This window comes from Paenibacillus hamazuiensis, assembly GCF_023276405.1.
Classification (GTDB): domain Bacteria; phylum Bacillota; class Bacilli; order Paenibacillales; family NBRC-103111; genus Paenibacillus_AF; species Paenibacillus_AF hamazuiensis.
This window is the reverse complement of sequence record NZ_JALRMO010000001.1, coordinates 8,207,323-8,229,581: the sequence shown is the minus strand read 5'-3', so window position 1 is coordinate 8,229,581 and position 22,259 is coordinate 8,207,323. Positions and strand designations below refer to the sequence as shown.

Below are 22,259 nucleotides of genomic sequence, written 5' to 3'. Positions count from 1 at the left end.
GTTGCTTCACTTTTGGGGGACCGGGTTGGTTTACGTCGCTTTCGGGGGATTCGTAAGGCGGCTGGACGATTCCTCGACCGTAATGTCCCCGCGGAACAAAAGCTCCAATACTTCGTCGATATTGCCCTCGTCGATCCGGTTGTCCTTCGCCTGCTCATTGGCCGGTTCCTTGTTGGTCGGCTCCTTCGTCGGCATCCGCTCTTTGCGGCTTTGCGCTCTCACATGCTCCGCCTGCCGGCGGATCGTCGTATAAGTGAACAGATCGGCGATGTCCATTACACCGGGGAACCTTTTCTCGAACTCGCGGTGCATTTGCGAGGTGAGCAGCGAGTTGCCGCCCAGGCCGACGAATTCATCGTCCGCCTCCAGCTCCGCCAGCGCCAAGGTGCGGGCCCAGATTTGCGCCACCGCGAGATCGAGCTCGTCAGGCACTGCGATGCCGAGCAGCTTCACTTCGCCGGCGGCCGACTGCGCTGCGGCAGCCGGCTTCGCCTGGCGGAATGCGGGAGCGGCCTGCCGGCGTTTCCGGCCGGGCATGAGCACCGGCGGCAGCTCGCCGCTAGCGCCCAGCACCCGGTCCAGCAAGTCCAAAGCTTCCGCCGTATTTACCGGCGCAAACGCCTCTTCCTCGTCGATCGCCCCCATGCGGCGGGCGATGCCCGTTTCGCGCCAAGCCGGCCACTGCAGGCTGAGCGCCGGCAGTCCGGCTTGGCGCCGGTGCTCGGCAAGCGCATCGAGGAACAGGTTGGCCGCCGTATAATCGGACTGCCCGGGATTCAGCAGCAGCGAGGAAATGCTGGAAAACACGACGAACAGCTCCGGCCGATCCTCCAGCGTCGCCAGATGCAGCTGCCAGGCACCGTCCGCCTTTGGTCCATATACGCTGCGGAACGTTTCTTCGTTTTTCTGAATAATAAATCCGTCGCCTGCCCGGCCTGCCAGATGAAATACTGCGCTTATACGGCCGCAGGCGGCTCGCAGTTCGGCCAGCGCCGCCGCGACTTCATCGTATTGCCCGAGCGGCACCGAGACGACCTTGAGCTCATCCACGCTGCGCTCCAGCTCGAGCCAGCGGCGGACTTTGCCGCGCAGCTCCTCGTCCGCGGGCGAGAATGGCTCGGCAATCTGCTCCCACAGCTCGCGGGCGGGAACCGGACGATGACCGAGCAGCGCCAGACGCCGGAAGCCCCGGCGGGCGAGCAGCCCGGCAACCTCGATGCCGAGATCCCCCGTCCCTCCGCTGATGATGACCAGCCCGTCGGCTTCTCGTGCGGCATCCACAAACGCAGCCGTGGCCGGTGTCGGGCTTGGCTCGACGGCCGGCTCGTAGGCTGCGCCTTGGCGGTACGCGATGAATCCCGGCCGCCCGGAAGCGGCCAGCTCGGCCAGCAGCGCCTGCGCCGGCGTTTCGTCGTCGCGGTCGATGCAGCGCATGCCTTGGGCTTCGAACTCCAAGGCGGCTACGCGCCACAGTCCGCCCAGCGCGGCCTGCTCCGGCCGCACGCTCCTGTCGCCTTCGCCGACGGTCCAGCCGCAGCCGGTCAGCGCTGCGAGGCCCGCCTGCGCCTTCAGTCTCGCGGCGGTCCACGCCTTCAGGAAGGCGAAGCCTTCCTGAAGGGCTTCATTCGCTTCCGCTTCCCATGAAGCGGCATCTTCCTCCATGGAGCCGGAACCGCTCCATTCGAATACCGCGAGCGCGATCGACTCCCCGGCGTTCACCACGTCAGCGGCGTGAGCCAGAGCTTGCTCCCAGTTTCCGTTTTCCGGGAACGCCTCGATCACCCGCCGTCCTTGCTCCTGCAAACGTCCGATGATCCCTTCCAGTACGGAGGAACGCTTCCCGGCCACCACTACAGCCCCCCGCGGAAGCTCACTCGAATCCGGAAGAGAATAGCTTCTGAACGTCTGTACGTACCCGTACTGAGTCCCGGATTCCGTCCCGACGATGAAGTCCGCCGCCTTCGAAGCGGATTTGATGCAATAATTGCGAACGTTCAAAACAGAGCTTCCGCCATCGTCATAAATGCCGATTTCAAAACGGTGAATCGGAGCCCCGTACGCCCCTTCGGTTTTGCGCAATTGAACCCATATATGATCCGGCATCCGCTCATAGACCGTCAGCTCGCCGTAGGACAACGGCAAGTACAGCTCTCCGTCGCCCATCAAATGATTGACTGCGTTCACGGCGGTATCCATCAGCGCAGGATGCAGCCGATACGCGCCCGCTTCGGAGCGGTAACGCTCCGGCAGAGCCAGCTCGACCAAAAACTCCTGCTGCGCCTCGTCCATCCAGCCGCCGACGAACGAGCCGTTCCAGCGGTCGCCGAGCTCAAGCCCGCGCGACAAGTCGTCGTGCAAGCTCATTTGGACGACTCGGGACAGCCGCGACTTGACCTCCTGCACATCCAGCCGCGACGAGGACTTCGTCCCGTCTTCAGTCCCGCCGCTTCGTGTATCGCCGCGCCAAGAGGCTTCAGCGTGAACGACCCACTCGCCTTCCTCGGAGACGCTGGCGAAGCGAAGCCGGCGCCTGCCCGCCTGCCCATTCTCATCCTCATCCTCGTCCTCGACGAGCAAATGGAGCTCCTTGGATGCCCCCTTCTCCATGGAGAAAGGATGGATGAACATGATGTCCGTCAAAACGATATCTCCCTCGTGCCGGAAATAATCCCGCACGCAGCTCGTCATGATCTCGACGAAACCGGTGCCGGGCAGCACACAAATGCCCTGAATTTTGTGGTCGGCCAGCTCCCAATGCTCATCGGCCTTAAGTTCGCTTCTAAACAGCGTGTGGCCGAAAGTGGCGACGGCCGCCGCATCGAACAGTGGATGGGAGCGCTCTTGCGGCTTCCGCCTTGCACCCTCCCCCTGATCCGCCCAGCAGCGAATGCGGCGGAACGGATACGTCGGCAGCGGCACCCGCCTTACCTCCATCCGCCAGGTCAAATAATCCCACGGCAGCTCGGCGCCGGCGATGTACAGCTCGGCCCAGCGGGCCAGCACCTCGGCGGACAGCCGTTCGCGCCGGCCCTCCATCATCGCCCGCGCTTCGGCGCTCAGCCGCTCGCAGTCCGCTTCCGTGATGTCGCCCGGCCTGCGGATGCCGGTTTCCTGCGCGACGACCCGATGCTCGCCACAGCGCAATAACGGATCGGGCGAAGCGGCGACTCCCGCCTCGGCGAAACGCTCCAATGCCGCGCAAAGCTGCTTGCGCGTTTCGAACAGCACCGCGAGGCGCGCCTGGTGATGCAGACGTCCCCGCGCTGCAGTAAACACGGCGTCGGCCAGGTCCACCCCGGGGTCCGCCAGCCGCTCCTTATATGTTCCGGCCAACTGCTGCAGCGTCTGCATATTTTGCGCGCTGAGCGGCAGCAGGAACGGCCCGCTCTGCTCGGGCCGCACACGCGAAGGCGGTGCCGATTCCAGCACAAGATGGCAGTTCGTGCCGCTCAACCCGAAGCTGTTAATGCCGGCGCGCAGCTTGCCGTCCGCACCTCCGGCCCACGGTACGGTCCGGTCGTTCACGTAAAGCGGAGACTGAACGAACGGAATGTTGCGGTTCGGTACGGCGAAGTTCAGGCTGGCCGGCAGCATGCCGCGCTGCATCGACAAGACGACCTTGGCGACCCCGCCGAGGCCCGCTGCGTTGTCCAGATGTCCGATGTTCGTTTTTAAGGAACCGACGGCGCAAAACTGCTTTTTCCTCGTAAAATGGCTGAACGCCCTTTGCAGGCCGCTGATTTCGATTGGATCGCCGAGCCGGGTGGCCGTGCCGTGAGCTTCGATGTAGCTGATGCTCTCCGCCGAAACTCCCGCATCCGACAATGCGCGGACGATCAGGTCCTCCTGCGCTTCCGAATTCGGGGCAGTGATGCCGTTGGACGCTCCGTCCTGGTTAGCCGCTCCCCCGAGGATGACCGCACGGATCGCATCCCCGTCGCGCAAAGCGGCGTCCAGCGATTTCAGCACGAAGGCGATGCTGCCTTCGGCCCCGGCGGTCCCTGCGCAGGCGTCATCGAATGTGCGGGTATGGCCGTCCGGGGCATATGTATCCTGAATGTCCTTAATGCCGACTCCGTCCTCCGAATCGTCCGCCAGCAGCGGGAGAAGATCGCATTTGACGGCGCCGGCGAGCGCCATCGAGCAATCGCCGCTTTGGATCGAACGGCACGCCAAATACATCGCCATCAGACCGGACGAGCAGGCGGTGTCGATGAGCATGGCCGGTCCGCGCAGGTTCAGATGATAGGCGAGCCGGCTCGCGATAATCGATTTGATGTTGCCCGCTACGGAAATCTCCGGCGCATCCGGCGCCAGCACGGAAAGCATCTGCCTGTAGCCCTCGCCGAAATCTGACGAGAAGCCGACGAATATGCCCGTATCGGAGCCGCGAACGTCCTGGCCGCCGTATCCTGCATCTTCGAGCGCCTTCCAGGCGGTCTCGAGGAATATGCGCTGATTCGGGTCCATCAGGTTTGCCTCCTGCCGGGAAATGCCGAAGAAAGCGGGGTCGAAGCCGGCGATATCGGTCAGAAACGATTCCTTCACATACCGGCTTTCGGAGATCGGGAGCTTCACGCCTCTGGCGGCCAAATAAGCGTCGACATCCTTGCGCCTCTCCTCCGGAAGCGGCCGCAATCCTTCCCGTCCGCTTTCCAGCAGCTCCCAAAATGCTTCGAGATCGTCCGCTGCGCCGATTTTGCCGCTCATGCCGATGATGGCTACAGCCCGGGAGGCGCGTGGCGCCTCCTCCGCGCGGGCTCCCCGTCCCGATTCGCCCCTTGCCGTCAGCCCGCCGAAGTCCAGTTCATCCAGCCTTAATATGGAGGTGCCCATTACGCTCCCTCCAGAATCAAATCTGCATATTCGGGAAACAGCTCTTCCGTATCCGTCGCCGCGAGAATATGCTTAAACCTCTGCACCCGCTCCTCCGCCGGAGTTCCTTTCGTTTCGAAAATAACGCGAAGCAGGCTCAGCGCCCTGCCCATCTCTTCCTGAGTCGGCACGCGGCCTTCCTTCTCCGCCGATTCGTACAGCGCCTGAAGCTCCTGATACGGCTTGATGACCCCACGCTCGTAGGCCGCCTCGTCGAAGTTCGAGTTGCGTGTGCATACCGCCGCCCCCATGCAGAGCCCGACCAGGTTCGGCCGGTTCAGCTTGCTTTGCGCCTGGCGCTCGCGGTCCGCTTCGTCGTCGTACGCGTACGCGTTCGCGCCGGGGAACGTATGCAGCGTCAGCTTCTTCAGCACGTCCTTCGGACCGACCTCGAGCCACTGTTCTACTCCCGCTTCCATCAAAGTGGACAAAACGGACGTCCAGCGCACGGGCTGCGTCACCTGGGCGACAAGCGACGCTTTGATATCGTCGTCCGGCACGTACGGCTGCCCGTTCAGGCAGGAGACGACGGGAACGGCCATGGCGCCAAGCTGCACAGGCTGCAGCGCCTTCTCCAAAGCTTCGGCGGCGCCGGCCATGAAGCGGCTGTGGAACGGCCCGCTGACGTTGAGCGGGATCACCTTGGCATCCGCCCCGAGCTTCGCAATGCGTTCGCCGGCAAGCTTCAGCCCTTCCGCGCTGCCGGATAAAACCGTTTGCTTCGGCGAGTTATAGTTGGCGACCTGCACGGAGACGCCGTCCGGATCGATGCCCATCAGCACGGCGGCAACTTCGGCGCCGGTGATGCCCGTTACGGCCATCATGCCGCCCCCGCTGCCTTCCGAGCAGGCTGCCATCGCTTCGCCCCGGATACGCGCCAGCCGGACGGCATCGGCAAACCCGATGACGCCGGCCGCCGTCAAGGCGGACAACTCGCCGATGCTGTGGCCGGCCAGATAGGAGGGGCGGATGCCATCCTCGCGGCGGATCGCTTCGAACATGGCCACGCTGAGCACAAGCAAAGCCGGCTGCGTATTTTCCGTTTGGTTCAGCCGGGCCGCAGGGCCGCTGAACATCAGCTCGGCGAGATCGAATCCAAGTATCTCCGAAGCTTCGGAGAAGCGCTCCCGAACCGATTCGTGGCGTTCGTACCATGTTTTGCCCATCCCGACATACTGGGAGGCTTGCCCCGGAAACAGAACTGCGATTTTACCCATACCAAGTAGACTCCTCTCAATTGGTTGTTGCCATTAGGCGGCTGCTGTCGATTTTGTCCGCGACGGCGCCGAGCAGCCCCGCAAACCGGCCGAGCCCGGATTCAAGAGCGCCTTTATCGAGACGGCGGCCGTATTCGAAGGCAATCTGCAGCCGTTCATTTTCTTCCTGCACATGCAAAATCAGATCCAGCCGCAGCAGGAAGCGTCTTGCATCGAAGCCTCGGCCGGAGGCGAATCCGACCCGCATGCCCGCATCCGAAGCCGCGAACGGCTTCAAGCTGCGGAGCGGCCGGTATTCGCTCAAGGGAGGAACGGAAGCGGCCACGTCCCGCAATATTTCATCCAGATCGGTCCGCCCCGCCATATTCAGACGCAGACGAGCGACCCGCTCGGCATCGCCGACCATCCAAAGCGGGATTTCGTCTTGGTTTAACGTTTTATTCAAATATAAAGCGAAAATCGCGATAACGATTTCGGACAGCTCCAGGCCATACGCGATGCCAAGCTTCCTCAGCTTTTCGGCAAGCTCCGGCGATGCGGAAAGCTGTACGCTGCCAGCATCCCCTCCGGATCCGGCTGCCCATGCCGCCGGTAAAGGGAGAAGGCTCTCCTCGGATGCGGAACCCGATACGGACGATTCGACATGCTGCCGCAGCTGTACGATCGTCGGATAAGCGAACAGATCGGCTACGGTAAAGACGCCGGGGAACGTTTTCTCCAGCTCGGCATGCATCAGCACAAGGCTGAACGAGTTTCCGCCGATATCGAAAAAGCTGTCGTGCAGCCCGATCGGACGGTCGCCGAGCACGGCTTGCCACGCGCGGATCAGCATCCGGTCCACATCGTGACGGACCCCGTCTGTCTCCTCCGGGGAAACCGCAGTCGTGACCGGCACCGGATGTGGAAGCGCCTTGCGGTCCGTTTTGCCGTTCGCGGTTTGCGGAATGGCCGCAAGTTCGACCAGAAACGCGGGATTCATATAATCCGGCAGCCGCTTTGCGAGCCAGACCTTCATTTCGTCCGCCGAGACCTTCCCGCCGTCATGCGGCTGATAGTAAGCCGCCAGCACGGAATTGCCGGGGCTCAGCTCCTTGACCGCCGCAGCGGCCTGGGAAACGGCCGGATGCGAGCGCACCGCCTGCTCGATTTCGCCCAGCTCGATCCGGTAACCGCGCACCTTCACCTGATCGTCTTCGCGCCCGAGGCATTTCAGCTCAGCTCCGTGCCAAACGGCGCGGTCTCCGGTCGCATACATCCGTCCGCCGGTCCACGGATCCCGCACGAAACGCTCGGCCGTAAGCTCGGGAGCTCCGGCATAACCGCGGGCCACTCCGGCCCCGCCGATCCACAGATCCCCCTCCGTACCGGGAGGCAGCAAGCGGCGGCCCACCCCCAGCACATACGCCTGCGTGTTTGCGATAGGCAATCCGATCGTTACCTCATCGGACCGCGTCAGCTCCTTGCAGGTCGACCAAATGCACGTTTCGGTCGGACCGTAAACGTTGAAAATCCGCAGCGACGGAACCTTTTGCAGCTCGGGAAGCAGATGCGCAGGGAACGGCTCTCCCCCGACGATCAGCGTTCTCGCCTGTCCGAGCGCCTCCGCAGCGCTCCGGTCGCTCAATAGCAGCTGCAAGCGCGTCGGCGTCATCTGCAGGCAGTCCACCCGTCCTTCGCTCAGAAGCTGCGCGATCGCGCCGGGATTTGCCGTCTCGCCGTCGCCGGCCAGCACGATGCAGCCCCCTTGCGACAAACAAAGCAGCGTTTCCAGCAGAAAAATGTCGAACGATGCCGTCGACATGCAGGCTGTGCGGCTTCCCGGCCGCCAATCGAGCGCCTGCGCCATGCCGGCGAGGAAGTTCGCCAAAGCGCCCTGTTCGATTTGCACCCCTTTTGGCAGTCCGGTCGAGCCTGACGTGAAAATGACGTAGGCCAAATCGTCCGGACGGCACGGCACCTCCAGTTCCGCAGCACCTGCGGCCACATCGGCCGGATCGACGGCCTTGATCCCCGGCTGAAGCCGCTCCCGGGTTTCGCTATCGCATAAGAGCAGCTTGGCTTCGCTTTTTTCGATCATGTAGCGGAGGCGCTCCTGCGGAAAAGCGGGGTCGAGCGGCAGCCACGCGGCGCCGACCTTCATCGCCGCCAGTATGGCGGCTACAAGGTCCGGCGTACGCGGCAGCAAAATGCCGACGACGTGTCCGCGACCGATTCCTTCGGCGGCAAGCCTGCCCGCCAGCGCCTGCGCGCGGGCATCCAGCTCGGCGAAGCTGAGCTCGGCGCCCCGGAACCATACGGCCGGGCTTCCGGCATGCGAACGGAATGCACCGTCCAGCAGCGATTTCGCCGTCAGCCCTTCCACGTTCAGCGCCGGTCCCGAGCCAAGAGCGAGCAGGCTGCGCTCCTCATCGTCCCGCAATAACTTTAGCTCGCCGACAATTTGCTGCGGATGATCCACCGCATCCTCAAGCAAATCTTTGAACCGCTGAATCCAATCGTCCATTCGCGCCTGGGCAAACAAAGGCACGGCATAATTCAGGCTGCAATACAAAATGCCGTCCCGTTCGATCATTTCGAGCGTCAGGTCGAACTGGGCATGGCCGGCGGGCAGCTCGCCCGGCTCGGCATGGACCCCATCGAGCTCGAACGCACGCTGCTCGCCGTTTTCGTAAATAAACATCACGTCGAACAGCGGATTCCGTCCCAAATCCCGCTGTACCTCAAGGTCCCGCAGCAGCGCGTCCAGCGGGTAATCCGCATGGCCGTACGCTCCCAAGCAGATTTCTTTCACCGTTTCCAAATAGGCGGCAAACGGTTCCGACGGCTCGGGATGCAAACGCAAAGGCAGCGTTTGTGCGAACATCCCAACCGTGCGCTCGTAATTCCCGTTATTGCGCCGATCCCAAGGGATGCCGACGACGAGGTCGCTTTGCCCCGATATCCGCGACAGCAGCACAGACCAAGCCGCCAGCAGCACGGTGAAGGGGGTGGTCCGGCATTCCTTGGCCAGCCGCTTGACCCGCTGAACGATCTCCTTGCCGATGGTGAAAAACCGGCTCGCCCCCGCAAACTCGTTGATCGGCGGCCTCGGCGCGTCGGCGGGAAGCTGCAGTGAAGCAGGCAGCGGGCGAAGCAGGTTCAGCCACCATGCTCTCTGTGCCTCCGCCTCGGGCCCGGCCAGGAACCGTTTTTCCTCCTCGACGAACGCACGATAAGTCAGCGTCGTTTCTGCAAGGGGAACGCCGCGAACGGCATCCGCCAAATCCTTCAATAATATATTCACGGCGCTTCCGTCGACGATGATGTGATGGAAGTTTAGGGTCAGCCGGCAGTTCCCTTCCCCGTCCGCCAAAACTCCCCAGCGCCAAAGCGGAGCCTGGGCCAAATCGAAGGGCCGCTGCCACTTCGCTTCGAACTCCTCCGCGCTGTCCCCGCTTCGCATATCGGCATACACAAACTCGGGTTCGATGCGGTCCGCGATCCGGTGCACCACTTCCGAACCTTCGATGTGAAACGAGCTTCTCAGCATCTCGTGTTTGGCCGCCAGCGTGCGGAACGCCCGCTTCAGCTTCTCCAGGTCGGGCCGGCCGCTCAGGTTCAATACGCCGCGCACCTGGTACGCTTCGCTGCCGCCCTTCAGGCTCGACAAAATGTACACGCGTTTCTCCTCCGACGATAAGCCGAAGGAACACGGCTCAGGCCGGTCGGGGGGAGTCGGGGAGCCGGCGGCACGGAAAGAGAAACCTCCGGCCCGCAGCGTCTCAACGCCGTAGCGCAGCGCAGCGAGTATTTTCTCCGCATCCTCGTCCGAATGCGCGGTCGAGAAGAAGCAGGTGCGGCGCTCCCATACGTAAACCCCCGCTTCCATCATCAGGCGGAAAAATAAATTCAGCTCCATCGGCAGCATCGCCATATCGCTCGCCACGGTCGTTTCGAAGCGGTACATCGAGCCGAACCGCAGCGTCTTCAGCGGCACTTCCGCTTCGGCAAAATACGCGTTGGCCCGCTCGACGAACCGCTCGGTCCGCGCGTTCACCCCATCGATCCAAAATGGCCCTTCGTCGCGAATCCGAGTCAGCACCGCCCGCATCGCCGCCATCGTGAGCGGATGCTTGCAAAACGTGCCGGCAAAAAACGTCGTCGGCACGGAAGGCAGCGAGTCGTCCCCGTAGGACCAACTGCCGCCGTCGACGGCGTCGAGATAACGGGCGTCGCCGGCCACAACGCCGATCGGCATGCCTCCTCCGATCAGCTTTCCGTACGTGACGATGTCGGCTTTGACCCCGAAGTACGCCTGCGCGCCGCCCGGGTGAATCCGGAAGCCCGTCACCATCTCGTCGAAAATGAGCGCAATACCGAGCTGCGAGCATAACGCCCTCAGCTCCCGCAAATATTCCCCGGGCTGCAGGCCCGGATTGCGGCTCTGCACCGGCTCCACGAGCACCGCCGCCAGCTCCGGTCCGAGGCTCTTGATGTGCTCCAGCGACTCCCGGCTGCCGTAACGAAGCACGACCGTATCGTCGACCATCGACTGCGGAATGCCGATCGACATCGGCTTGCTTTCGTCGCCTTCCCTGTCGGCGAGCACTCCGTCAAAGCTGCCGTGGAAGGAGGTGATGAACCGGACGATTTTATCGCGTCCGCTGACCGCGCGGGCCAGACGGAGCGCGACCATGACGGCCTCGGTCCCCGTGTTGCAAAAGGCGACCCGCTCCACCCCGGTAATCGTGCGGATCAGCTCCGTCACTTCGCCGACCAAATTCGACTGCGGGCCGAGCTCGAAGCCTTTGTCCAGCTGCTCCCGCACCGCCTCGGTGACAAAGCCGGGCTTGTGGCCGAAGAAGGCGACGCCGTAGCCCATCGCGGTATCTACATATTCGTTGCCGTCCACATCCCAGAAGCGAGCTCCTTCCGAGCGGGCCGAAACGAGAGGATATACCATTTCCTTGATGCTGCGGCTGAAATTCAGCGTCACGATCCAATCGGCCAGCCCTTCCTTATGCTGCGCGGAATATTCCTTCGAGCCCTTCGTGCGGGCCGTCCACCTGGCGATAAAATCGGCGATAAACCGCTTCTGGCGCTCGCTCAAACCCTCTTCCTCTCCGGTATCGGCCGTTTGTGCGGCGCGAAATGCAGCCGGCGCAGGTTTATCTCGACGCACAGGCGCCGGACGGAACAGGGACTCGGCTTTGTTCTCTGCCGTCGCCGAGCCGAGGAGCCGCAGCTGCTCTTCCATAATGGCGAGCTGGCGATTCACGATCCCCTGTATGCCGGCCGGTGCGGCTTCCGTTACCCCGGCAGGAATCGCCGAAGCTGCAGCCGCCTGTGAAGGACGGACCGCGGGCGCGGAGGAGCCGGAGATGGCCGCAGGTTGCGCTGCCTCTACAGAAGGAGCGCTGCGGACGAACGTTCCGTTTTCCGCAATATAGGCCGCCAGCTTCTCCACGGTGTGCAAATCGGAGAAGAAAATTTTGATCGGAATATCGACACCGAATTGGTTCAGAACCGCTTTACCGAGCTGCACGAGCATCAGCGAATCGAGACCGAGCGAGAACAGATTGAGCGTATCGGCAATATCCTCGGCAGCGACGCCGGTCACCTGCTCGATCATTTTGCGCAGCGCATCCGCGACATCGCGAACAGGCGCCTCCTGCGCAGCCGTCTCGACGGCTGCGGATACTTCCGCCAGAGCCAGCTTCCCGGCGGAGGATTCCTTTGCCGGTGCTGCGCCGGCGACCGGCAGCACCCGCTCCTTTTCCGGCGGTGTGAACCAAACCCGCCTGCGGTCGTAAGGCGTATGCGGCAAATCCGCAAGCCTTACCGCACCGCCCTCATGCAGCGCCTTCCGGTTCACCGGACAGCCGGTCTGCCACAATTGGCCCAAGCTGCCCAGCATCTGCCTCCAGACCGGCACGTTTTCCCGCAAGCTCGGCAGGAACAGCATGCCGTCCTCGGCGATGTTTTGCGCAGCCAGACCACACAAGGTTGCCGTGCCGCCGATCTCGAGAAAGAGGCGGGCCCCCGCTTGAACGGCCGTTTGCAGCGCATCGGCGAAGCGGACCGGCAGGACCAGATGGTCGGCCCAATAGCCGGCATCGAGATCAGTCCCTTCGGGCACGAACGAACCCGTAACCGTAGAAATCATGCGGCGCGATGCGGACCTGAAGACAACACCTGCAATCCGCTCCTTCAGCTTCTCCGCCCCTTCCCTCATCAACACGGAATGAAAAGGATGGGATACCGCAAGCTCCTCAATGAAGATACGCGCTTTGCGCGCTCTTCGAACAATCTCGTCGACGCTGGTCCTGCCTCCAGATACGGTCACGTTCTCCGGCGCATTGACGGCAGCTATCGATACGTCGTCAAAATCCCCGATCAGCTCGCGAACTTTCGCCTCGCTTTCCAAAATGCCGATCATGCGCCCTTCCGCAGGGGTGCGGTCCATCACTTCGGCGCGGGCCGCCACCATGGCGACGGCGTCGCCGAGCTCCATGATGCCGGCCAGGCAGGCGGCGGCGTATTCGCCGATGCTGTGGCCGATGACGATGTCCGGCGTCACGCCGAGTGTTTCCCAATAATGCGCGAGCGCCATCTCAATGGAAAAAATGAGCGGCTGCGCGTAAAGCGGACGCGTCAGATTTTCCTCCACCGCACCGTATGCAAGCTGTGTGAGCGATAACCCGATGTGCGGGCGGAACCGTTCGTCCAATTCGTCCAGCTTGGCCCGGAACGCCGGGGCCTGCTCGTACAGCGCGCGCGCCATGTTGCGGTATTGCGAGCCTTGGCCCGTGAACAGAAAAACGACAGGACCACGGCCCTCGGCAGCGTCGGCACCGACAGGCTGCGGCGAATCGGCGAGATTCGCCAGCCGCTTCGCCAGCGTCTCCATGCTGTCCACGGCTATCGCCAGTCGGCGGGGAAGCGGCGCCCTTGCCGCATTCAGCGTCCCGCACAGCTCGGCGACTTCAGCGGTCGCACTGCCGCTCCATTCGGCCATCCTGCGGACATACTCGCGCAGCGAGGCTTCGGTGCGGGCCGACAGCGTAAATAAGTGAAAATCCCTGGACGGCGCCTCGTCCTTCGCCGAAACGGTTTCGGCGGGAGCCCCTTCCACGACAATATGAGCGTTAGTACCGCTAATCCCAAACGAGCTGATCCCGGCTCTGCGCGTTCCCCCGCGCAGCCCCCACGCTTTCGGCTGTTCGCTGACCTCGAGACGCAGCTTATCCCAAGCGATCAGCGGGTTGCCTTTGCGGAAATGCAAATTTCCCGGAATCGTGCCGTGGCGCATGGACAGCAGCACTTTGAGCAGGCTCGCCATGCCGGCAGCCGTCTCCAGATGGCCGATATTCGATTTGACGCTGCCTACATGCAGCGGGCGGGTCCGGCCTGCAAATACGTCGCCGAGCGCATTCATCTCCTGCGGATCGCCCAGCTTCGTGCCCGACCCGTGCGCTTCCACGTAGTCGATGTCATCCGGCTCCAGCCCGGCATCGGCCAAAGCCTGCCGGATCACCTGCTGCTGGGCCGCACCGCTCGGCACGGTCAGTCCTCCGCTGCGCCCGTTATGGTTGACGGCGGCTCCGCGGATGAGCCCCCAGATGCGATCGCCGTCCCGCCGGGCGTCTTCAAGACGCTTAAGCACAACGACGGCACCGCCCTCGCTGCGGATATAGCCGTCGGCCGACTCGTCAAAGCTGCGGCAGCGCCCCGATGGAGCAAGCGCCTGCAGCTTCGAGAAGCTCTCGTGCGCCTCCGCCCGCAAAATCAGGTTGACGCCGGCGGCAACCGCCATATCGCAGCCGCCGGTGCGCAGCTGCAGCACGCCTTGGTGCACCGCAACGAGCGACGACGAGCACGCCGTATCGATCGCCATGCAAGGCCCCCTCAGCCCGAACGTATAGGAAATGCGTCCCGCTGCGCTGTTCAGCATCGTGCCCATAAACGTATACGGTCCCGGTTCCAGCCCCATATCCCGGCCGACCTGCGCATAATCGCTGGCGGCAATGCCGACGAACACGCCGGTCCGGCTGCCGGACAGCGACTTCGGATCCCAGCCGGCGTCCTCGAACGCCTCCCAGGTCAGCTCCAGCAGCAGGCGCTGCTGCGGATCCAGCGACTCGGCTTCCGTCGGGGAGATTTCAAAAAATAACGGATCGAATTGCTCCACATCGTCCAAATATCCGCCCATCCGCGTCGTCAGTCTGGCTCCGGCTCGGGGATCGCCGGCCCATCGGCTCGGCGGAACGTCCCGCACCGGGTCGATTCCTTCGGACAGCAGCCGCCAGAACGCATCTGGCGAATCCGCCCCGCCCGGGAAGCGGCAGGCCATGCCGACCACGGCGATAACGCCGCTGTCGTCAAGCTTCAAGGTCTCCGATTCATGCGCCTGCCGGACGGCTTCCTGCGAACTCTCCCGCTCTGTCCGAGCCAGCAGCTCCGCGAGCGACCGGATGGTCGGGTAATCAAGCGCCGCCGTGGTCGAAAGCTCCAGCCCCAGCCGCTTCTCGAGCCGTTCCTGCAGCAGTAAAAGCTTGGCCGAGCTAAGCCCGATGTCGAAGAAACCGGCATCCGCATCGATCCCGCTCCGTCCGAGCAGACGCTCCACCTCTTCGCGCACCGGCGCCATGAGCGTCTCAGCCGGTTGTGCCTGAACGGACGCTGTGAAAGTTCCGGGCGCTTGAGCGGCGTCGGCAAATCCTCCCGCAGCTGCAGCCGCCTCTGCAACTCCGGCTGCTTCCGCAGCTGCGGCGTTTGCCTTGGCTGCTCCGATATCTCCGGCGATTGCCGCAGCTTCTTCCGCCTGCTTCTCTCCGACGGCTCCGGCAACCGCCTCCGCTTTTTCCGAATCCGCGAGTTTTACGGCTGTCGCATCTTGCGGCGCTTTCGCAGCTTCCGCATCCCCCACAATAGCCGTGCCTTCCCCCGCCGCCTCTTCCGCATTCTGCGCCTGCCGTTCGGCCGCCTCGAAGCGCCGGATCAGCTCGTCAAACTTGCCGTCCCTCAGTTCCTGCACCAGCTTGAACCGCTGGATTTTGCCGCTGGTCGTCTTCGGCACGTGTTTGACCGGTAGCACATGAACGACGTTCAGTCCCATCGCGTCAAGCACAAGCCGGCGTACATGTTCGATTATCGGCACGAATTCGTCCGCCTGCTTTTTGAAATAAACGAAAATCACAAGATCCTCAGTGCCCGTTTCCGGATTGTAGACGCCGCAGGCGACGTACTGGTTCAGCTTATCTTCCCCGACGCTGCGCAAAATCGCCTTTTCGATATCGTGCGGGAAATAGTTGATGCCGCCGATGATAATCATCTCTTTGACCCGGCCTACGATCGTCAGCCTTCCGTTATGCATAAAACCGAGATCCTGCGTATCCAGCCACCCGCCCGGCGAAATCAGCGAGCGTGTCGTCTCCTCATTGCGATAGTACCCTGCCGTAACGCTGCTGCCTCTGATTTCGATATGGCCTACGACATCCTCTCCCAGCGCATTGCCGCTGCCGTCCGTAATCCGTACCTCCGTATGGGCAAACGGAAATCCGCAGTCGACAAAGTCGACCGCGTTCGCCGAATCGGGCCGGACAAAAAGGACCGCTCGTCCTGCCGCAATCTGCGTTCGATCCAAGGTATGGGTGATGATTTCGTTTTCCGCAGCGGGACACAACGTCACGATAAGCGTCCCTTCGGCAAGCCCAAAGCCCGGGCTGATCGCCGACTCGCGCAGCCCCCACTCGCCGAGCGTGCGCGTAAACTCGTCGCAAAGCGCAGCCGAGATCGGCTCCGCCCCGTTCATAATCACCTTGACGCAGCTGAGATCCCACCCTTCGGACTGCGCCGTTTCCCTTTTGAACCGCTTCAGGAAATGACGGTAGCCGAAGTTTGGAGATCCGAGCACGGTAGGCCGGTATTTATTCACCGCCGACATCCAAATGACCGGATTCCAGACGAAGGTGTTCGTCGGAATGCGGTATTGATCGACGCCGGCAACGACAGGCAGCAGGTGGAACGCGATCATGCCGAAATCGTGGGTGATCGGCTTCCAGCTTAGGAAAGAGTCCGTTTCATCCACGTCCAGGTAATGAATCGTATCGTAAATGTTGCTGAGCAAATTCTCGTGAGTAAGCACGACGCCTTTGGGAAATCCGGTCGAACCGGATGAGAATTGAATAAAAGCGATCGTTTGCGGACCGATTTCGGGATAGACGCATTCGCGGCCGCCCGTATCGATGCGGTCCGGATAAATCAGGCGGGAAGACATCTCCGAGAAGGCCATCCTTTGCTCCGGAGAGACGGCGTAAGATTCCAACTTGCCTTGCAGCTTCTCCGTATCCGCAGCCATCCACGGGTGCTCCAGCACCTGCCATACGGCAAACACCTTTAGCGCATCGTCATGGTTGTCGCCGACGGAAAGCGGAATCGGGATGATGCCTCCGAGCAGGCATGCCCAATAACCGATCGCGAAGGCGCGCGACGATTCGAATTGAAGCACCAGCTCGTCCCCGGCCCTTACACCGGCCGCCTGATAAGCGGCGAGACAGCGACTGGCCTCCGCCAGCAGCTCGGAGTAGGAAAGGAAATCCCGCTCCTGAGAGCTGTTCAGAAAATGGATCCCGCACGTTCTCCGGGCATTGTCCCGAAGGGCTTCGGTCAATGTCGTATATTTGTTCATAGGAGCCTCCCAAAAAACACGGCTTAAGGCCGGCGATATTTGCGCATGCCGTGGCCTGCAATCATAACTTGCTGCACTTGCGACGTACCTTCGATAATTTCCAATATTTTCGATTCGCGGAAAAGCCGCTCCACCGGATATTCGTTCCAACAGCCGTTTCCGCCGAATACCTGCACCGCATCCGAAGCAACCTGCAGTGCCGTTTTGGAGCTGAAATATTTGGCGATGTTCACTTCCATCACCGCATCGTCGTCTCCGGACAACCGCATTCGTCCGCTTCGCTCGCACAGCGCTCTCGCCGCATGAACCCGCGTCACGCTGTCGGCGATTATACCCTGGATGAGCTGGAACTCTCCGATTTTCCGGCCGAACTGCTCCCGCTCTCGCGCATAACCCACCATTTCTTCAAGCGCGGCTTGACCGATCGCCACCCCCGCCCAGGCAATGCTGTACCGCCCGTAAAACAAAGCGGTGTTCGCAACGAAGCTGAAGCCGGTTCCCGGGCGTCCCACCATATTTTCGGCCGGCACTTCCACGTTCTCGAAGATCACCTCGGCCATATGCGCAGCGCGGTTGCCAAGCAGACCGCTCATCGGTTTCACCGACAAGCCCGGCATCGAACGTTCGGCCAGAAACGCGCTCACCTTATCGCCGTCCGAAGCGAATACAAGAAACAGATCGGCGATGGCGGCGAAGGAGATCCATTTTTTTCTGCCGTTCAGTACGTAAACGTCCCCTTGCTTCCGGGAGCTTGTCGTGACCGAGGTGGCATCGGTGCCGACCCCCGGCTCGGACAAAGCAAAACAGGCGATGCGGCTGCCCCGGGCCATATCCGGCAGGAACCGCTCGCGCTGCGCTTGGGTTCCCAGCCTGACCAGCGTTTCGCCCACAAGCGAGGTATGCACCGTGAGCAGGGCGCGGGTGGAGCAGCACGCTTTGCCGATGATTTCCGTAAGCGCCCCGTAACGGAGCGGATCCAGTCCGAGTCCGCCGTATTCGGCGGGAATGGCGGCGCCGAGCAGCCCCCGGGAGGCGAGGCCGTCGATGACTTCTCTCGGCAGCGATTCCTGCCGGTCGAACTGCCCGGCCTGCGGCCGGATGACCGCCTCGGCATACTCTCTCGCCGCCTCGAGAACGTATTCCTCGCGCGCTTCAGACATTGGCGGCGCTCCTGATCCTGCCGATCAAGGCAATCATCCGGTCCACGGAGCAAAAATTAACGAGCGTGATGTCCTCATCCGGCACCTGGACGTCGAACTTGTTTTCAATGAAATCGAGCAGACGTACGGCGAAAATGGAAGTGACGAATCCTTTTTCAAAAATATTGTCGGAGTCGCCGAGCTCGTCGGCATCCTTGAACGCGCTCATGTTTTGCTCAATAAACTTGCGAATGACGGAGCGCGCTTCGCTCTCTATGTGCATCATCGATACCATCCTTTTACTTTCGAATGTTTTCCAAATAACGGACCTTTATGTAGGGAGGATACTCCTGAATGTCGGTCAGGTCGTTCTCGAACAAAATGACATCGTTTACCCGGCTCGCTTCCTTGAAGCCTGCGAACTGATAAGTCATCAGCATCGGCCGGTTGCGCTCCGTGCGGCGAAAATCCGCCTGCAGCCTTTTGCCCTCGGCCTTGGCCTCCTTCATCAGAAAGGTCAGCAGCACCGAGCCGACGCCCCTGGCGACCGTACGGCATGACATGAGCAGCAGCCGGATGATCCAGACGTCCTCCACCGCTTCCACCAGGACGAGGCCGATTTTTCCGTAAGAGCCATATTTGTCCGTCAGCTCGCAAATCCACAAGCGATGCTTCGGGGAAATCATCAGCCCCCTCAGCTCGTCGTAGCCGTAGGGAATGCCGGTGGAATTGAGCTGGTTGGTTCGCACGGTCAGCTCCGCTGCACGCTGCAAATCGTCCTCCCGCGCCACGGAGACGGTAAATTCCATATTCAGACCGGCCAAAAATTCCGAAGTGGGGCCTTCGTATTCTTCCTCCTCCGCCTTGCGTTTCTGGTCCTCGAGATACATCTGCCGGCGCCGGGCGCTGTCCTCGGTGATGAACTTCGGATTCAGGCGGGGCCAGGCGAGCATATCGTTATATTCGGCCGAGTCGACGACGGTTACCTCCGGATATACGGACTTGACCTCGTCCCGCTCGAAAGCCTGGTCATCCAGGAAAAGAATCGTGTCCATCCCGATGTTCAGCTCCCGCTGAATGGCTGCAATCGATGCGGATTTGGCGTTCCAGCCGATTTGCGGATACAGGAAGTATTCATCGAGACCGAACGTTTTCAATTGCGACATCGCATCGTCATAGCTGTTTTTGCTGGCGATGGACAGCAGAATGCCGCGCGCGTCCAGCGTTTGTACGATATGCGCAATGCCCGGCTTCAGACGAACCTGATCGCCCTCGGCCAGGATGCCGTCCCACATCGTATTGTCCAAATCCCAAACGACACATTTGATTTCCTTCAAATCGAACCCCTCCTCAAAACGCGCTTCTAATACATGTTAAAACCGCGTCCGCTCTTTCGCCCGTACAATCCCGCGTCGACCATCTGCCTGAGCAGAGGACAGCAGCGGAACTTCGGGTCCTGGTAATTTTGATAAAGCACTTCCAGCGAACGGACGACCGTATCGAGCCCGATCAAATCCGCTGTTTCGAGCGGTCCCATCCTGTGACCGTACCCCTGCTTGAAAATGGCGTCGATCTGCGCCGGCTCGGCCACGCGATCCTGAACGAGAAACGCCGCTTCGTTCATAAACAGATGGGAAAGGCGGTTGGCCACGAAACCGGGGAAATCGTTCACCAAGATGGCCGTCTTGTTCATGCTGCGCAGCAAGCTTTCGGAGGCTGCGATCGTCTCCTCCGACGTATGGAAGCCGCGCACCGTCTCGACCGCCTCCTTGAGCGGAACCGGATTCATGAAATGCATGCCGATCACGCGCTCGGGACGCGGCATCAGCGCCGCCAATTTCGTAATCGAGATGCAGCTCGTATTGACGGCAAAGAACGCTTCCGCGGAACAAACCCCGCTTAATTCCTTATACACCGCGCTTTTGACTTCCCAGTCCTCCGTCACGTTTTCAATGACCCAATCGGCCTGTCCAAAACCTTCGTATGTATCCGTGAACGTAATCCGGCCGACGATGTCAGCCGCGTTCCATTCCTGAAGCTCCGGGGACACCATGCGGTAGCTCCGCACGTTTCTGCGCATGATAGCAGGCGCCTCCGACAAAACGCCGGGGTCGACATCCTTCAAAATGACGTCGTATCCGTAATGCGCCGCCGTTGCGGCTACATCGACGCCCATCACACCCGCTCCAACCACTGCAACCACCGTCATCTCGCAACTCCCGCTTTCGTCCGATAATCTTTACTTCCGGTTCAGCACAAGGATGGCTCCGCCATACCCGATCACGGCCCAGATGGTCAGAATGATGTAATGCTTGGCATCGACGGCGAAGGTGGAGGCCGCCATGGAAGCGCGGATGACCTCGGCCATCGAATAAAGCGGCAGCACGCTGTGCAGCGCTTGCAGCCATTCCGGAAGGCGTTCCATCGGAAAGTTGATCGGCGAGAACATGAGAGCCCCGAAGATCAGCACCTGGGAAAGAGCCATCGAGCCTTGCGGCGGCAAGCCGTAGGAAAATCCGTAGCCGACGCCGATCGAGGTGAGCGCCGTGAGCAGCATGGCCGGAATGATCGTCCACGATATGTCATACCCGGGATGAAAAATGAAATGGGCGCAAAGCGACGCCAGCACGATGCCGGGAATCGTGATAAGCAGCCAGATCAGCGTATCGGCCGACATAATCACCGCGCGGTTCACGGGCCATGTGCGGACGAAATCGATATAACCTTCGACTTTCGCGCTGGCGATCTGCTGCGGCAATATGACAAGCCCCGTCAATATCAAAATAATCGTCGGCGCCCCGGTGGCCAGGAATAAAACCGTGTGCGGGTCGGGATTATCGAACAAATAGGTGAAACCGATGACGATACCGAGCGAAATCATGATTTGGATGATGGCGAAAAACACCAGATGCCCGGCGCTCCGCAAAAACTGCAATTGAAAAACGTAGCCGAACTGCTTCCACACATTCATTGGGGCTGCCCCTCCTTCTCCTCGGTGAGCTGCACATAGACGTCTTCGAGGGTCGTCGGGGATAACGAATAATCGATAAAGCTGCCCTGATTGACCCGTTCGCCCGCCCAATCGATCGCCACAGTTACCGCCCCCTGCTCCAGTGCATACGTTACGCGCTCCCCGGTCCGATGAGCGGATAGCGCCCAGCCCGGCGTTTCGATCGGATCGTTTGTTGCGAGGCTTGCCTCAAGGCGAAGATGGCTGCTGAACGAACGCTTCACCTCGGAAGGGGTTCCGAGCGCCAAAAACTTGCCTTTATGTAAAATAGCGACGCGGTCCACCGCCTTCTCGGCTTCGAGCACATTATGCGTTACCAGGATGACCGAACTTCCGTTGTCGGTCAGCTTGCGGATCTCGCCCCAAAGATAACGGCGCCGCACAGGATCGACATCGTTCGTCGGCTCGTCCAGGATGACCACCTTGCCCGGAGTGACCACCGCCATGCAAAAAGCCGTCAACCTGCGAACGCCGCCCGACAGGTGCATGCCCTCCTTGTTCGCCCAACTGCCGATATCGAGCGCCTCAAACAGCTGCTTCATCCGCCGGGATACATCTTCGGGACGCCCTCCGCGCATTTTGCCCATAATCGATACGGCCTGCGTCGGCGTCAGGCTTCCGAGCGGCAATTGCGATTGCGGCTGCACCGAGCAAAGCGTTCTCGCTCTGACCGGGTCTTTCGCCACCGACTTTCCCATCAGCAAAATTTCCCCGCTGGTCGGCGTGGTCAGTCCTACGGCCTGGTTCATCAGCGTCGTTTTGCCGGCTCCGTTGTGGCCGAGGAGCCCCATAATCTCGCCTTCCTTGATGGACAAGCTGAGATTGTCGTTTGCTACGGTCTCTGTTTTTTTCGGACCGGAGTAAACTTTGGTGACCCCGTTGAATTCCAATATCATGCTGCACCTCCGATAGGATATGTTTTATGATTATGAAACATCGCAGCACTAACGCTTCACAGCATAGACGCTTTTATGCATAGACGTTTCCTAGCGTTTAAGCGCGTAAGCGTCAGCGCATAGATGTATCATGACGACGCCATAGTTGCTTTGATTCGCCGCAGCAGGGCAGGGCGTCATCGCTGCATGGTCGTTGCCGCATAGAGGTCTTGGTGTGTCGGTTCTGCATCAGTTCGTTGGCCTGATTTACTTTTCATTTGGACATGATGCGGAAAGCTCGTTGGCGCATTCGGGTCTGGACGCGGTGAGGGGTATAAAGCTTGAATGTCGGTTCGGGGATGATGTCGGGAATTGCTTCCCACGATTTGTAGTGTTGTCTTCCGTACTAATTGGGAATTATATCCATGGCGTTCTTCCTCTTATAAGTTAACATGCGATCCATTGTATCTCAAG

The 22,259-nt window shown here is 61.1% G+C and carries 9 protein-coding genes; all 9 read right to left on the bottom strand.

Annotated features, from left to right (window positions below; genetic code table 11):
• Positions 1–30 precede the first annotated feature (30 nt).
• From MYS68_RS36280 to MYS68_RS36240, 9 genes are read right to left on the bottom strand one after another with little or no spacing between them, the layout of a single operon-like run.
• On the bottom strand, positions 31–4,836 hold the full coding sequence (locus MYS68_RS36280; protein WP_248930392.1) for a beta-ketoacyl synthase N-terminal-like domain-containing protein: 4,806 nt from the start codon (positions 4,834–4,836) through the stop codon (positions 31–33).
• Positions 4,836–6,092, bottom strand: a complete 1,257-nt coding sequence (fabD, locus tag MYS68_RS36275; protein WP_248930391.1) for an ACP S-malonyltransferase — start codon at positions 6,090–6,092, stop codon at positions 4,836–4,838. Before fabD ends, MYS68_RS36280 begins: the two co-directional genes overlap by 1 nt.
• A 16-nt stretch (positions 6,093–6,108) precedes the next feature.
• Positions 6,109–16,761 (bottom strand): non-ribosomal peptide synthetase/type I polyketide synthase, encoded by a 10,653-nt coding sequence (locus MYS68_RS36270; RefSeq protein WP_248930390.1) that lies wholly within the window; start codon positions 16,759–16,761, stop codon positions 6,109–6,111.
• Between the two features lie 23 nt (positions 16,762–16,784).
• On the bottom strand, positions 16,785–17,921 hold the full coding sequence (locus tag MYS68_RS36265) for an acyl-CoA dehydrogenase family protein (protein WP_248930389.1): 1,137 nt from the start codon (positions 17,919–17,921) through the stop codon (positions 16,785–16,787).
• Positions 17,914–18,186, bottom strand: coding sequence for an acyl carrier protein (locus MYS68_RS36260; protein WP_248930388.1), 273 nt, complete (start codon positions 18,184–18,186; stop codon positions 17,914–17,916). Before MYS68_RS36260 ends, MYS68_RS36265 begins: the two co-directional genes overlap by 8 nt.
• A gap of 13 nt (positions 18,187–18,199) precedes the next feature.
• On the bottom strand, positions 18,200–19,237 hold the full coding sequence (locus MYS68_RS36255) for an HAD-IIIC family phosphatase (protein ID WP_275983635.1): 1,038 nt from the start codon (positions 19,235–19,237) through the stop codon (positions 18,200–18,202).
• 26 nt (positions 19,238–19,263) lie between these two features.
• Positions 19,264–20,109 (bottom strand): 3-hydroxyacyl-CoA dehydrogenase family protein, encoded by an 846-nt coding sequence (locus MYS68_RS36250; protein WP_248930387.1) that lies wholly within the window; start codon positions 20,107–20,109, stop codon positions 19,264–19,266.
• A gap of 30 nt (positions 20,110–20,139) precedes the next feature.
• Positions 20,140–20,871 carry an ABC transporter permease gene (locus tag MYS68_RS36245; RefSeq protein WP_248930386.1) on the bottom strand — a complete coding sequence of 244 codons (732 nt, stop codon included), beginning with the start codon at positions 20,869–20,871 and terminating at the stop codon, positions 20,140–20,142.
• Positions 20,868–21,806 (bottom strand): ABC transporter ATP-binding protein, encoded by a 939-nt coding sequence (locus tag MYS68_RS36240; RefSeq protein WP_248930385.1) that lies wholly within the window; start codon positions 21,804–21,806, stop codon positions 20,868–20,870. The genes MYS68_RS36245 and MYS68_RS36240 overlap by 4 nt, the downstream gene beginning before the upstream one ends.
• Positions 21,807–22,259 lie beyond the last annotated feature (453 nt).